The 14,310-nt window shown below is 67.2% G+C and carries 12 protein-coding genes; 3 read left to right on the top strand and 9 right to left on the bottom strand.

Annotated elements, in window-relative coordinates:
* Positions 1 to 200 precede the first annotated feature (200 nt).
* Entirely contained in the window at positions 201 to 4,115 is a 3,915-nt protein-coding gene (locus tag AC1Q6V_RS15285) for an ATP-binding protein (protein ID WP_454750145.1), read from the top strand.
* A 79-nt stretch (positions 4,116 to 4,194) separates the two neighbouring features.
* On the opposite strand, the gene AC1Q6V_RS15280 is transcribed toward AC1Q6V_RS15285, so the two are convergent.
* The 6 genes from AC1Q6V_RS15280 to AC1Q6V_RS15255 all read right to left on the bottom strand — a co-directional run bounded on the left by AC1Q6V_RS15280 (position 4,195) and on the right by AC1Q6V_RS15255 (position 10,684).
* The gene (locus AC1Q6V_RS15280; RefSeq protein WP_454750163.1) at positions 4,195 to 6,213 is read right to left on the bottom strand and encodes a thioredoxin domain-containing protein; all 2,019 of its coding nucleotides are present in this window, start codon (positions 6,211 to 6,213) and stop codon (positions 4,195 to 4,197) included.
* A gap of 80 nt (positions 6,214 to 6,293) precedes the next feature.
* On the bottom strand, positions 6,294 to 6,587 hold the full coding sequence (locus AC1Q6V_RS15275) for a hypothetical protein (protein ID WP_010808919.1): 294 nt from the start codon (positions 6,585 to 6,587) through the stop codon (positions 6,294 to 6,296).
* Between the two features lie 395 nt (positions 6,588 to 6,982).
* Positions 6,983 to 7,270, bottom strand: coding sequence for a GYD domain-containing protein (locus tag AC1Q6V_RS15270; RefSeq protein WP_010808918.1), 288 nt, complete (start codon positions 7,268 to 7,270; stop codon positions 6,983 to 6,985).
* A 119-nt stretch (positions 7,271 to 7,389) separates the two neighbouring features.
* On the bottom strand, positions 7,390 to 8,418 hold the full coding sequence (locus tag AC1Q6V_RS15265) for a TGS domain-containing protein (RefSeq protein WP_439671553.1): 1,029 nt from the start codon (positions 8,416 to 8,418) through the stop codon (positions 7,390 to 7,392).
* An 89-nt stretch (positions 8,419 to 8,507) separates the two neighbouring features.
* On the bottom strand, positions 8,508 to 9,893 hold the full coding sequence (locus tag AC1Q6V_RS15260) for an MFS transporter (protein WP_011614982.1): 1,386 nt from the start codon (positions 9,891 to 9,893) through the stop codon (positions 8,508 to 8,510).
* A complete protein-coding gene (locus AC1Q6V_RS15255; protein WP_058696881.1) occupies positions 9,890 to 10,684 on the bottom strand; it encodes a hypothetical protein in 795 nt (264 codons plus the stop codon). Before AC1Q6V_RS15255 ends, AC1Q6V_RS15260 begins: the two co-directional genes overlap by 4 nt.
* 235 nt (positions 10,685 to 10,919) lie before the next feature.
* Between AC1Q6V_RS15255 and AC1Q6V_RS15250 the strand changes: the two genes are divergently transcribed.
* Entirely contained in the window at positions 10,920 to 11,498 is a 579-nt protein-coding gene (locus AC1Q6V_RS15250) for an acyloxyacyl hydrolase (RefSeq protein ID WP_454750144.1), read from the top strand.
* 139 nt (positions 11,499 to 11,637) lie between these two features.
* Positions 11,638 to 12,513 carry a pirin family protein gene (locus tag AC1Q6V_RS15245; protein ID WP_010808913.1) on the top strand — a complete coding sequence of 292 codons (876 nt, stop codon included), beginning with the start codon at positions 11,638 to 11,640 and terminating at the stop codon, positions 12,511 to 12,513.
* Positions 12,514 to 12,572: 59 nt separating this feature from the next.
* Here the strand turns inward: AC1Q6V_RS15245 and AC1Q6V_RS15240 are convergent, their stop codons facing one another.
* The 3 genes from AC1Q6V_RS15240 to AC1Q6V_RS15230 are packed head-to-tail and all read right to left on the bottom strand — an operon-like array spanning position 12,573 to position 14,292.
* A complete protein-coding gene (locus AC1Q6V_RS15240; protein ID WP_010808912.1) occupies positions 12,573 to 13,397 on the bottom strand; it encodes an SDR family NAD(P)-dependent oxidoreductase in 825 nt (274 codons plus the stop codon).
* Positions 13,398 to 13,423: 26 nt separating this feature from the next.
* Positions 13,424 to 13,840, bottom strand: coding sequence for a MaoC family dehydratase (locus AC1Q6V_RS15235; RefSeq protein ID WP_010808911.1), 417 nt, complete (start codon positions 13,838 to 13,840; stop codon positions 13,424 to 13,426).
* 14 nt (positions 13,841 to 13,854) lie between these two features.
* Positions 13,855 to 14,292, bottom strand: coding sequence for a MaoC family dehydratase N-terminal domain-containing protein (locus AC1Q6V_RS15230; protein ID WP_010808910.1), 438 nt, complete (start codon positions 14,290 to 14,292; stop codon positions 13,855 to 13,857).
* Between the last annotated feature and the right edge of the window lie 18 nt (positions 14,293 to 14,310).

Here is a 14,310-nt window from a genome sequence, read left to right as displayed (position 1 = left end):
GTCCGCTATGTCGGAGCCACGCGGCCCGGGGTTGTCGTCATACTAGGGAGCCGCCGTGAACGGGCCCGGCAATCCAGCGTGAAAGAAGCGTGAAAATTGCGGCAGGCCAAGGAAGTACCGGCTTCATCTCTTTGCGCTGGCGAGGCGCGCGTTGGCCCGTGCCGTCGCCTATAAATGATGGGTTTTCCGGTTTCCCTATCATGGCCCGTGCCCGTCTTGACCTGTTCGGCGGCTTCCAGCTGAGTTCTGCAGACGGAACGCCGATTTCGCTTTCTGCCCGCAAGGCGCGCGCCGTGCTGGCCTATCTCGCGCTGGCGCAAGGGCGCGCCCAGCCGCGCGACAAGCTGGCCGCACTGTGCTGGGCCGAAAGCAATACCGAGCAGGCGCGCAGCAGCCTGCGCCAGGCACTCAGCGCGGCGCGGCGCGCACTGGAAGAAGCTGGCCAGCACGTGGTGCTGGCAGAAGGCGACAGCGTGACGCTAGGCGAGATCGAGGTCGACGTGTGCGAGTTCGAGCAGTGTGCCCGGGAAGCCACGCCCGCGTCGCTGGAGCGCGCCGCGGCGCTGTACCGGGGTGACTTGCTGGAGGGCTTTCATGCCGCCGCGCCGGCGTTCGACCACTGGCTGGCGATCGAACGCGAGCGTCTGCGCGGCGTGGCGTTGGCGGTCATGGCCAGGTTGCTGGCGCACCACGAGCAGGCTGGCGAGACGGAGCGGGCCATCGCCACTGCCACCCGGCTCCTTGCCCTCGATCCGTTGCAGGAAGACGTGCACCGGACGCTGATCCGGCTGTATGAGCGCCAGGGCCGGCAGGCGCTGGCGCTCAAGCAATACCGCTTGTGCCGGGCGGCACTGCAACGCGAACTCGGGGTATCGCCTGAGCCCGAGACCGAGGCGCTGTACCAGGCAATGCTGCGGGCCCGCCGCGAGCCGGTGGCTGGCATGGCTGCGGCCGGTGACGACGGTGCCGCGGTGCCACCTGCTTGCGCCGTGATGGCTGCCGAGCCGCAACTGCGCCACGCAGTGGTCCTGGTAGCCAGCCTGGACGATAGCAGCGCTGGCCTGGAGCCCGAGCCATTGCACGATGCCCTTGCGCGCTGGCGCCAGCATGCCAGGGCATTGGCCAGCGCCTGCGGCGGCCATATCACCGATGAAATCGGCACCCGGCTGACCATCGTGTTTGGCGTTCCGGTGGCGCATGGGAACGACGCCGAGCGCGCCCTGCATACCGCCGGGGCGCTGCATGCCGGTCTGGCGCGGCTGGCGGAATCCGCCAACGCCAGGCTGCTGGCGCGCGTAGGCCTGGCCAGCGGCCAGGTGCTGGCCGCCTGCCGCGAAAGCGGCATGACGCTGACCGGCGGGCCGGTTAGCGTGGCCTTGCAGGCGATGGAGCGCGCCGAGCCTGGCGCAACCATGGTGTCGAATCGGGTCTACCAGGCGCTGCCCGGACGCCTGGAAGCGGACTGCGTGGCGCACGCCGTGCTCCCCGGCGTGGCCGAACCGATTCCGCTCTGGCGCGTGCGGCGCTTTCTCGGGGTGGAACAGGCGCCGGCGCAGCACGCGTTCGTCGGGCGGCAAGCGGAGCTGGCCCAGCTCGCCGGCGTTGCCGACAGCTGCCTGCGTTCCGGCCATGGCCGGGTCGTGCTGATCCGCGGCGAGGCCGGCATCGGCAAAAGCCGGCTCGCCGACCGCTTCGTCGCGCTGGCGCGCGAGCATGGCCTGGAGGCACACCGGGCGCTGGTGCTCGACTTCGGTGCCGGCAGCGGCGGCGATCCGTTGCGCATGCTCGCGCGCAATCTGCTGGGCGTCGCGCCTCGCACGGGCGCGGATGGCGCCGCCGCCGAAGTAGCGACAGGCGCGGCCATCGAGCAAGCGCTCGCGGCCTGGCAACTCGGCGAGGATGAGCTTGGGTTCGCCCGCGACATGTTCGAGCAGCCCCAGTCCCAGGAGCAGGCCGCTGCACTGGCCGCGATGGACGCCGCCAGCCGGCAACGCGGCGCACAGCGATTGATGGTGACGCTGGCCACCCGCCGCAGCGTGGTGCGCACGCAGTTGATCGTGGTCGAAGACGTCCACTGGGCCGAGCGCACGGTGCTCGATTGCCTGGCGCAGCTGGCCGCGGCAACCCGCAGCCATGCGCTGATCCTGGTGCTGACCGTACGGCCCGAGCATGACCCGCTCGATGCGGCCTGGCGGGCGACCAGCCAGGGAGCATCGCTGACCACCATCGACCTCGGGCCGCTCGACGATGCCGAGGCGCACGAACTGGCAGCCTGCCATCGCCAGGTCGATCCTGCCGTGGCCGCTACCTGCATTCGCCGGGCTGAGGGCAATCCGCTGTTTCTCGACCAGTTGCTGCGCGGCGCGGAGGCGGGTGCGGACGAGTTGCCCGGCACGCTGCAGAGCATTGTGCTGGCGCGGATGGACCGGTTCTCTACCGCCGACCGCCAGGCGCTGCAGGCCGCTGCCGTACTGGGCCAGCGCTTTGGCCCGGCCGCGCTGCGGCATTTGCTCGAGGACCCCGCGTACGCTTGCGAGCGCCTGGTGCAGGAGGCCATGGCCCGGCCGGAAGGCGAAGACTATTTGTTCATGCACGCGCTGATCCATGAGGCGGTGTACGCCTCGCTGCTCAAGTCGCGGCGACAGAATCTGCACCGGCGCGCGGCTGCCTGGTACGAAGGCCGGAATCCGGCGCTGGCGGCCGAGCACCTGGATGCCGCAGGCGATCCCGGCGCGCCCGAGGCCTATGCCGCCGCGGCGCGCCATGAGGCGGCGCACTTCCGCGGCGAGCGCGCATTGCGCCTGGTCGAGCGTGCGCAGCGCCTGGATAGCGGCGACGCCTGCAGGCACACGCTTGCCTGCCTGCACGGCGAGCTGGCACTTGACCTGGGCCTGCCGACGCAATCGCTGCAGGCGTTCCGGCAAGCGCAGTTGCTGGCGAGCGATGCGGCACAGCGGGCCCGGGTGTGGCTTGGCACGGCGGCCGCCTTGCGCCTGCTCGACCGCTATGACGAAGCCCTGGCGGCGCTGCGCGAGGCGGAGCAGGCCGCCGCCGCGCTGGGCCAGCCCGAGCGGCTGGCCGAGATCGAATCGCTGCGCGGCAATCTCTATTTCCCGAAGGGCGACATGGAAGAGTGCCTCGCCGCCCACCAGCGCGCCCTCAGCCATGCGAGGGCGGCCGGATCGGTGCTGGGCGAGGCGCGTGCGCTGGGCGGCCTCGGTGATGCGTACTACCAGCAAGGCCGCATGCTGACCGCGCATGCGCATTTTGTCCGCTGCGTCGAGCTGGCGCGGGCGCACGGCTTCATCCGCATCGAATGTGCCAACCTGCCGATGGTGGGCGCGGTGGAACTGTTCCGCAACGAACTTGCGGCCGCGCAGGCCAGCTGCGAGGAAGGGCTGCGCCTGGCGCGGCGGATCAGCGATGCGCGCAGCGAGATGCTGGCCTACGACGTGATGGCGTCGACCGCACAGCTCGCCGGCGACTGGCCGGGTGCCGAAGCGCACGCGCGGCTGGCACTGGCGCTGACGCGCCGGCTTGGGGCCCGGCGCTTCGAGGCGGAAGTGCTGGCGCGGCTTGGCCTCGCCATTGGCGCGCTCGGCCAGGTGGACGAGGCGGAGTCCGTGCTCGACGAGGCGCTGCAACTGAGCCACGCCAGCGGCGTGCGGTATTCAGGGCCAACCGTGCTGGCCTTCCTGGCGCGCACTACGCGCGATCCGGACAAGCAGCTCGACGCCCTGCGCCAGGGCGAGGCCATTCTGGCCCAGGGCTGCGTGAGCCATTGCCACGTCGATCTGCTCGAAGCTGCGATCGACGTTTCACTGGCGGCGCGCCGGTGGCAGGAAGCCGAACGCTACCTGGCAGCGCTGCAGGATTACATGCAGCATGAGCCGTTTCCGTGGGGAGACTTTCTGATCCGCAGGGGCCGCGCCTTGATATGCGCCGGACGGGAACAGGGGGCCGGGACCACGCCGCCCCTTTTTGCCCGATTACGGCTGCTCAGGGACGAGGCGCATGCGGCAGGTCTGAATGAGTCCCTGGGTGCCATCGATGCTGCACTGGAGAGGCTGGCAGCGACATCGCGTATCGAGTCGGACGCATCAGGCCGGTCCTGATCGAAATTCCTGCGCTCGCAGATAACGCCTGTAGCAGCAGGCATCATGAGCGGATTCATGCCATGCGTGGTATGCAGATTCACTGAGGGCTCACCGTCACCCCCGCGCAGCGTTCAAGCAGTGCCTCGCCGCTGGTCACGGGCGCGCTACAGGCGCGATGGCGGCACACGTAGGCTGCCGGCCGGCCGTCCACCGGGAGCCGCCCCTGGCCGACGGGAACGTCTTCGGCGAATGCCAGCACGCGTGCCGGAAGATAGGTGCGGTGAACGCTTTCCACCAAGGCGGCGGCCGCCGCCTTGTCGCCGGCAAGAATGATCCCGAACGCGCCGCGCTGCGCGAAGTCCGCGGCGGCCAGGAAGTGCACGAAGCCGGCCGGGGCCGCGCTGGCGGCAGCCCGGTAGCGCTGGAATTCGTGCTCGGCGAGGTCACGATAGCGATCCTCGCCGCTGAGCTCATGCAAGCGCAGGAAGGAGAACACGCTGGCTGAAATGCCGGACGGCCAGGCGCCGTCGTGCGGCGCGCGAGGCCTGTGTATCAATGGCTCGCCATCATTGGGCGTGAAATACAGCCCGTCGTCCCAGAAGTTATCGATGATGAGCGCCACGAGTTCGGCTGCGCGATCAAGGTATCGCCTGTCGAAGCAGGATTCGTAGAGGTCGATCAGCGCGTTAGCCAGGAAGGCATAGTCTTCCAGGAACCCTGGCACCTTGACTGTGCCGTCCTTCCAGTACCGATACACACCGCCGTCCGGCATGGTGAGCTTGTCCTGGATAAAGCTGGCGGCACGCCTTGCGGCGGCGAGGTGTGCGGGGTTGCCCGTTGCCTGGTAAGCGGCGCAGAGTCCCTGGATCATGAGACCGTTCCACCCGGCGAGAATGTTGTCGTCGCGCCCGGGGCGCACGCGCTGGGCGCGCGCAGCCAACAGCCGCTCGCGCCAGCCTTCCAGCCGTGCCTCCTCCAGGGGAGTCAGCGTGACGGCACGCTGGAGCACCGATCTGCCGGGTTCAAAGTTCCCGCCTTCGGTCACGCCGTAGGCGCGACACGCCAGGGCTCCCTCGGATTCGCCCAGGACTGCCTTCACCTCGGGCGCTGTCCAGACATAAAAGCGGCCTTCCTCGCCTTCGCTGTCGGCATCTTCGCCGGCATAGAAGCCGCCGTCGGGGTGCGTCATGTCCCGCACAATGTACGCGATCGTTCCCTCGAATACGCGGCGCCAGGCTTGCTTTCCCGTCAGGCGATAGGCGTTGGCGTAGAGCGTGACGAGCTGGCCGTTGTCGTAAAGCATCTTTTCGAAGTGGGGCACGGCCCAGCGTTCGTCGACACTGTAGCGGGCGAAGCCACCGCCGAGCTGGTCATGGATGCCGCCGGCCGCCATGCCGTCGAGCGTGCGCTCCAGCGCATCAAGCAGCGCGGGTTCATGCGTGCGCTGACAGATGCGCAGTACGAGGTCGTACGCGCTTGCGTTGGGAAACTTGGGCGCTCCGCCCAGGCCGCCATGGGTCGGGTCCGTATTGCGCGCGAGGGCGAGGGCTGTCTGCGCGGGCAGATCCTGGACTTCCGCGGCTTCTTCCGCGTCTTCACGGCTCAGGACCGTATCGTCCAGTTGCCGGAACCCCTGCTGAAACTGCTCGATGGTGTCGCGCAGTGCCTCGCGGCGATGCGTCCAGGCTTCGCTCAGGCTCAGCAGCACGCGCGCGAGCCCGGGGCGGCCATAGCGGTCATCGGGCGGAAAGTAGGTGCCGCCGTAGAATGGCTCTCCTTGCGGCGTCAGGAATACCGTCAGCGGCCAGCCGCCGCCCTGTCCCATCATCTGGGGGACTTTCTGGTAGATGTCGTCGAGATCGGGACGCTCCTGCCGGTCGACCTTGATGCTGATGAACCGATCGTTCATCAGGCCGGCGATCCGGGGATTCTCGAACGATTCGTGCGCCATGACGTGGCACCAATGGCAGGTGGCGTAGCCGACGGAAAGCAGGACCGGCTTGTCATCGTCGCGCGCGCGGCGAAACGCCTCTTTGCACCAGGGATACCAGTCGACAGGATTCTCCGCGTGTTGCCGGAGGTAAGGCGAGGTTTCTGTGGCGAGCCGGTTTGTCATCATGGTCTCCAGCCTGGGCCCGGTGGGACCACTGTGGCGCAGAACAGGGCGCCCGGCAAGCGCGTGGCGGGTTTCCGGCATCAGGCCACCCCAACCCCTTGTGACCAGCACTGGTGCCGCCAGGTAAAGCCATCGCGCGGTGGCATGGTGCCGGCGGGTGCTCCACCGCCACGATAGGCGAAGGTGTACAGCACCAGCGCCGTGCGCCGCGAAGAATACCGGTCGCGCAGGGGCATGGCCTCTCTTGCAGGCCACCAGCGCGGTGCGAGCAGCGCGCCGCTGACATAGGCCAGGCCGCAGTGACCCCAGCCGGCGGCAGACAGCTGCCACAGCCAGCGGTAGCCGGCGTCGGGAGGGCGTGAGCGGGCGCGCATGCGACTCCTTGTTTCAGTTCGGATCAGGTACGGCTCTGATCCGATCCGTCCACTTTTGCATTACCCGAATCGCTCAATGGCGGCGCGCGAGGCGAGTGGTCAACGTCGCCCCATATGCCGCCAATAAAAAGAGCACCTTCCACAGGTGCTCAGCGCTTCAATCTGGGTGCATCCGAACCGGGTCAGCAACTTATGATCCGGTCCGGACCTGCAGGCATATGTGGCCTGCACGATCACGCTTCATCTGGCAGATCATCCAGGAAGCATGATCGTTTGGCTGACCTACCTTCGCTTTACTAAAGCGTGTCTCAGCCAGCACTTTAAGTATAGGGCAGCCGACGATCAGGTCAACCTGAATCTGGCTGTGCGCGAGCCGCCTGATCCATCGATCTGCGCTACAGGGCCGCGATGAACTCGTCCCACGGCGTCGCTTGCAGCGTCTCGGTCGCGGCGTGTCCATAGCCCCGGATGATCAACGCCGCCCGCTCGAGCTGCTTCAGGTCGTCCGTCTCGACAATGTCCACGACGTCAAAGCGCCCGAGTGTCAGATAGCTGTCCTTCCAGGTGACGGCAGGGCACTCAGACTTGATTTTCTCGGCCACCGTGGCGGCGAGCTGCTTCATGTCCTTGGGATCCGTGAACGCATCAGGAGCGAGACGGCTGAGGATGACGTATGTAGTCATGGCATACCTCCGTGCAAGAAATTGCTCCGCAAACCGGCACGGCAGTCATGCGGGAACAACCGGCCGCAGGTCTTTCAGTCTATGTCATCGGCGCTCGCCTGCTGCGACGATGGCTTTGATCATCCATGCGCCTGCGAATGCAGTTCCACCACGTCCCGATCGGCTACCGGATGATCGGCGCCCACCTGCTGGCCGCTGAACTTGCCACTCCCCCAGATGCGGGCGAACTTGAACGTACGCGCGAGATCGGGGTGCACCTGCAAGGCGACATCCAGCACGGTGTCGCCGCGGCGCATCGTAAAAGGCCGGCGCTGGTCGACAGGTTTCCCGGGTGCCTTGGTGTAGACACGCACGATGCGCAGAGCCCTGAAAAGGAACGGACCGACCTCGGCCAGTCCGCGCCCGTCGATGGCCGAGGTTGCGAGCGCCGGAAAGCTTACACCGAGCAGGTCTTCGAGCACGGCCGCGTCTTCCGGGTTGGCGAGATCGGTCTTGTTGGCCAGCAGCAGCGCAGGGAGTTGAACACTGAACGGGTCAGCCGCCGGTTCCGCCGTCGCCCCAGGGCTGTCGGCCTGACCCGGCCAGCGCTCCGACAGGATGATCTTTGCCTCGGCGAGGCGCCGCAGAATCAACGCCAACTGTTCGGTACAGTCTGGCGCGCTCAGGTCGACCACCAACAGTACGCCGTCTGTCGCCCGCAATATGTCAGTGAGCCCGGGTTGCATGAATTCGACCGATACAGGTGGCAGGTCCACCAGCTGGAAAGCAATGTCGTCGAACGGCAACATGGCGGGGACCGGCACCTGCGTAGGGTGGGGGTAGGGTCCGACCTCGCTGCCCGATCCTGTCAGCCTTGCGTGCAGGCTGGATTTTCCCGCGCCGGGCGGGCCGATCAGACAGAGCTGGGCCGCGCCTTCGGCATGCACCGCATGTGCCGGCCCTCTGTGAGCGGCCTTCCCGTGGCCCGCAGATGCCTGCGTGAGCTCCCTGATGCGCGACTTGATATCGGCCTGCAGATGCTCCGTCCCCTTGTGCTTCGGGATGACACGGAGCATCTCCTTCAGGCATTCGAGCTGCTCGCGCGGCTGGCGTGCCAGCCGATAGGCTTGTTCGGCCTGCTTGTACTCTGGAGTGAGGTTTGCTGGCATGGGCTGTCGCCAGAGCTTCAGCGTCCGGAAGCCGAAAGAGCGATCCAATCGCCAAAGGGCAGTTTCATTTTAGTCTGCCGTCCGTGCTGCTAATGGCAAGCGGGGCCGGCAGTGGCGGCTCCGTACCCGGTCTCCAGCCCGACCATCCGCTCAGCGCGCAAGGCAGCCCGCCGGCCCCGCATGGTGTTGACCCCGCACAGCAGGCCCAGCCCGACCACGAAGTAGCTGCCGGTGACCAGCAGCGCCTGCCGGTGATCGCCGCCCGTCAGCCAGCTTGCCATGCCATAGGTCAGCGGCCCGGCGATCGAGGCCAGCTTGACCGCCAGGCCCCACAGACCGAAGAACTCGGCCGCGCGCGAGGGCGGGGCCAGCAGCCCCACCATGGCCCGTCCCGCGGACTGGGCGGCGCCCAGGCACAGGCCGGCCACGTTGGCGGCAAGCCAGAACAGCGGCGCTTCGCGCGCGGCGTGCGCCAGCAGGATGGTCAGGATCCAGCCCAGCAGCGTCAGGGCAATGGCGCGCACGTGGCCGATGCGGTCCTGCACAGGGCCGAACAGGAAGGCGCCGGCCGCCGCCGTCAGGTTGACCACCAGCACCAGGGTCAGGGTCTGCTGCATGGTGAAGCCCATGGCCTGGTTGGCGTAGATGGCGGTCAGCGTGATCACTGCCTGGATGCCGGCCTGGTAGAACAGGGTGCACAGCAGGAAGCGGCGCAGGTCCCTGAACTGGCGCAGCTGGCCCAGGCGTTGCCATACCCTGGCCCAGGCCTGTTCGCCAGCCGGCGCGGACGCAGCGATCCGTGGCGCGCCGCGGTCGCGCAGCAGCAGGAAGGTCGGCAGGCTCGCCAGGGCAAAGATGGCCGCCGTGATCAGCATGGTGACGGGAACGAACTGGCTGGCGACGTGGCCGCGTGCGCTGGCCCAGTTGACATAGAGCAGGCATGCGCCCAGCGTGGCCAGGCCACCGATATAGCCAAGGCTCCAGCCCCAGCCCGATACCCTGCCCAGGGCCCGGGTGGTGGAAAGCGACGGCAGGAAGGCTGCGATCAGGTTTTCGCCGCTGCCGAAAAAGAAGTTGGACAGGACCACGCACAGGATGGCCAGGCCAAGGGTGCCGGGCTGCGCAAAATAGAGCAGGGCGGTGAACACCACGCAACCCGCCGTCGTCACCGCAAGCAGTGGCTTCTTGGCTGCGCGCAGGTCGGCGTAGGCACCGACCAGCGGCGCGCTTAGCACCACCAGCGCATAGGAGAGCGAAAGCGCCGCGGTCCACGCCAGCGTGGCCCAGGACGCATTGCCGGCCACCACGGCGACGAAGTAGGCATTGAACAGCGCGGTGATGACCACGGTGGTGTAGCCAGAGTTGGCAAAGTCGTACATGGCCCATGCCCACACTTCGCGCGGCCGTACGTCGACGCCCAGGGCAGAGGGCTCGCTGGGCTCGCGAGCGTGGCCACCAGGTTGGGGCACGGTCATGTTCCTTCCTCCACGATGCGGCGCCGCTTCAGCCGAAGCAAGACGCCATAGACGGCCAGCGCCGCGAACACGTGCTTGAGCGTGTGCCCGCTGACCAGCCCCGTGAGCGCGGCGATCTGGTGATCCAGCACATCGCAAGCCAGGGCCAGCACATAGCAGCCGGTGATGGCCAGCACATCCCGGTCGCCAGTGTAGCGCGGCGCATAGAGGCAGAGCAGCAGCGGCACCACCAGCATGGCCGATGCCTGAACCAGCAGATAAGGGCGCAGGTCGCCGATGCCGCGGGCCTCGCTCCATGCCCAGTAGGCGACGCTGGCCGGCCCTGCGATCAGCAGCAGCGGCAGCAGCCGCAAGCCGGCCTTCAGGCTGACCCGCTCGCACAGGTTGGCGCCCAGCCAGGACATCAGCGCGAACGCCAGCGGGGCCCTGTCCCACACCAGCCGCTGGTTGTCCGGCGCAAGGTGGTAATAGGCGGAGCCCAGGCCAACCAGGAAGACGGCGAAGAAAAGCAGCCGGAAAGGCCAGGCCTCGGCCGGCGCGATAAAGGCACGGCTGGCAGCCGTGGTGCCCAGATAGCGCAGGCCTGCCGCGCCCGCGAGCAGGAACAGCAGATTGGAGCCGATGTCGAGGCAGTGGGGCGTGCCGAAGCAGACGTAAGGGTCGGCATAACGATGGTATTGCGGCGGCTGCGCGATGCGCGGCAGCAGCCAGGCCGCGGTGGCCATGGCCGCCACCAGCAGCCAGACTGCGGCGGCCCTGGCGGCAGGGCGGGCTTGTCGGCAGGCGCGCATGATGGCCTCCTTGCGCTTGTGGGCGGCCCCGTGACAGCCGCGTACTACCAAGTTTCGACAATTGTCTGTGGCTTTGCCAATTCCTTGGCCGTGACGTCGCATTGTTTCGGCATTGGAACACTGTGTTTGCTTCGGGCAGGCTTCCGCAAATCTGAAGGGCTGCTATCTTCGAGCGCCGTGATCAAAACAAAGTGGCAGCGCCGCGATACACGTCGACGCTGCCCGAAACCCACGGATGTCAGTGAAGATAGCAACCCCATCAAGCCGGCTGGCGCACCTTGCTGCCGCCGTTCCGTTTGCGGCCTGCCTGTGCGCGCTTCCGGCCGCCGCCGACGCGGCAACCTTCTCGATGCAGGGCGGCTATGGCCGCGACAACCGCCACGGCGTTGAAAAATACGAAGTGGCCGCGCGCTGGGACGATATCGTGCAGTGGCAGCTGTCAAGCCGCCTTGCGCTGTCCCTGGACGGCGAGGTCAATCTCGCAAACTGGCGGGCGCTGTCGTCCCGGCCGTCGAGCCAGCTGACGGAGTTCGGCGTGTCACCGATCTTCCGCCTCAGCTATGCGGGCGAGTACGCGACGCCGTTTGTTGAAGCCTCCGTGGGTTTGCGCGTGCTCAGCCATACCGAGATCGCCGACGGCCATCGCATGGGCTCGGCGTTCCAGTTCTCTGACATGGTCGGCGTGGGCATTGCCTTCGGCAAGGCGCAGCGGCTTGCCATCGGCTACCGCTTCCAGCACCTGTCCAATGCCGGCATCAGGCAGCCCAATCCCGGCGCCAACTTCAGCATGGGCTACGTGCGCTACCGCTTCTGACGGACGGCGGCCGGGCATCGTTCCAGCCACAGGACACTGCATTGCAATCCCACGGTCTACCGCGCGCCGGCTGCAGCTCCTATCATTGCTCCATGGATCATTGCCTGCCGCTATCGGTCGGCATACTCGGAGATCAGACATGAAGCGCATTCTGGGCGTCTACAGCGCACCGCGTCAGCACTGGGTCGGAGATGGCTTTCCGGTGCGCTCGATGTTTTCGTACATGAGCCACGGCAAGCAACTGAGCCCGTTTCTGCTTTTGGACTATGCCGGGCCGGCCGACTTCACGCCGACGCAGCGCCCGCGCGGGGTTGGCCAGCATCCGCACCGCGGTTTCGAGACCGTGACCATCGTCTACAAGGGCGAGGTCGCGCATCGCGACTCGACCGGGCAGGGCGGCGTGATCGGCCCCGGCGACGTGCAGTGGATGACGGCGGGCGCCGGCATCCTGCATGAGGAATTCCACTCGCCGGCCTTTACGCAAAGCGGCGGCGCGCTGGAAATGGTGCAGCTGTGGGTCAACCTGCCGGCGCGCGACAAGATGACCACGCCCGGCTACCAGGCCATCGTCGACCGCGATATCCCGGTGGTGCCGATGCCCGATGGCGCCGGCACGGTGCGCGTGATCGCCGGCGAGTACGCGGGCAAGGCCGGCCCGGCGCGCACCTTCACGCCGATGCATGTGTGGGATATGCGCCTGAACCAGGGTGCCAGCGCGCGGCTGGCGCTGCCGGAGGGCTGGCATACCGCGCTGGTGGTGCTGCGCGGCAAGATCACCGTCAACGCGGAGGCGACGGTGCGGGATGCCGAGATGGTGGTGCTGGACGGTGCCGGCGAAGATGTGAACATCGAAGCCAGTACCGACGCGGTGGTGCTGCTGCTCAGCGGCGAGCCGATCGACGAGCCGATCGTCGGCCATGGCCCGTTCGTGATGAACACTGAAGAGCAGATCGCCGATGCCTTCCGCGACTTCAGCAGCGGTCATTTCGGCAGCATCGCGGCGGGCGGCCGGTAGGCGCCTGCTGCAGCAACGGGGGCTCGCCAACGCGAGCCCCCGCTTCGGTGCGGCTGGATTTACTGCACGTTGCCGGCGACCGCGATCACCTGGCCGGTGATGTAGTTGGAATCCGGCGAGCAGAACAGGTACACGCCGCCCGCGGCTTCTTCCGGGGTGCCCCCGCGGCCAAGCGGATTGCGCTGGGCGTGCGACTTCAGCATCTCCGGATTCAGCCCGACGCGGATTTCACGGCCTTCGATGTTGACCGTGGCGCCGGCCTTGGCGTCGGCCGAGGTCATGCGGGTGTGGATCAGCCCAAACGCCACCGCATTCACGTTGACGTTGAAGCGGCCCCACTCGCGCGCCATGGCGCGGGTCATGCCGATCACGCCGGCCTTGGCGCCGGAGTAGTTGATCTGGCCGGCATTGCCGTTCAGGCCCGAGGTCGACGAGATATTGACGATCTTGCGGTACACCTCGCGGCCGGCTTCCTTGTCGGCGGCGGCCAGTGCCTTGATGTGCGGGTAGGCGGCGCGCAGGATGCGGAACGGCGCGGTCATGTGGCAGTCCAGGATGGCGTACCACTGCTCGTCGCTCATCTTCTGCACCACGTCGTCCCAGGTGAAGCCGGCGTTGTTGACGATGATGTCGATGCTCTTGAAATTGCTCATCGCCGTGTTGATGAAGCGGTCGGCAAAGTCCGGTGCGGACACGTTGCCCACGCAGGCCACGGCTTCGACGCCCATTGCCTTCAGTTCCTCGACGGTCTGTTGCGCCGGCTCGGCGTCCAGGTCATTGATGACCAGGCGCGCGCCTTCGCGTGCCAGCCGCATGGCGATGGCGTTGCCGATGCCGCGGCCCGAACCGGTGACCAGTGCCACCTTGCCTTCAAGTGCTCCCATTTCAGACTCCTTGTGCTTGATTGGATTTACAGGGCAACGACGGCGTCGCCGAGGATCTTGCTTTCGCCATACTGGTTGGCGGTCTGGATTTCCAGCCTGACGCGCTTCTCGCCGTCGACTTCCAGCTTCTCCACCACGCGGCCGGTGCAGGTGATGCGATGGCCCAGGTGGGTGATGCCGACAAAGCGCACGCCGAACTGGCGCAGCTGGCGCTGGTCCACCCACTGCGTCAGCAAGCGGCCCAGCCAGGCCATCGCCAGCATGCCGTGGGCAAACACGTCGGGGTTGCCGGCCTTGCGTGCGAAATCGATGTCGATGTGGATCGGGTTGTGGTCGTTCGACGCGCCGGCGAACAGCGCCAGCGTGGTGCGGTTGACCGGCTCCAGCGTCAGCGGCGGCAGGGTGTCGCCTACCTTGACCTGGTCGAAGCCTAGTTTGCTCATGCGGGTTCTCCGGTTCAAGTGCGATGCACCAGCACGCTGCGCAGGTCTGCCACGTGCTCGCCATCCTGGTTGGTCACGCGCGTCTCGCGCACTACGAATTCCAGCGCGCCGCCCTTCTTGTCGTAGATGTCGGCGATGGTGGACTTGAAGTGCAGGGTGTCGCCGGCGTAGGCCATGCGGTGGTAGGCAAAGGATTGCTCGCCGTGCAGGATGCGGTCGATGCGGATGCCCAGCTCATCTCGCCAGCCGGTCGCCGGCCCGGCCAGTTCCAGCGAAAAGAGGAAGGTCGGCGGCAACGGCAGGCCCGGGTGGCCGGCGTCGCGCGCGGCGGCTTCGTCGAGATAGACCGGATCGGTCTGGCCGGTGGCCTTGGCGAAGAAGCGCAGCTGGCTGGCCGGTGCGCAGGCGCGGAAATCCGCCACCACCTTGCCGATGTGTTTCTTGTCGATCATGGATGGACTCCTGTGTCA

This window comes from Cupriavidus sp. GW823-FHT07B10 (assembly GCF_058794355.1).
The sequence above is the reverse complement of the archived record's forward strand: the minus strand, read 5'-3'. Positions and strand labels throughout refer to the sequence as shown.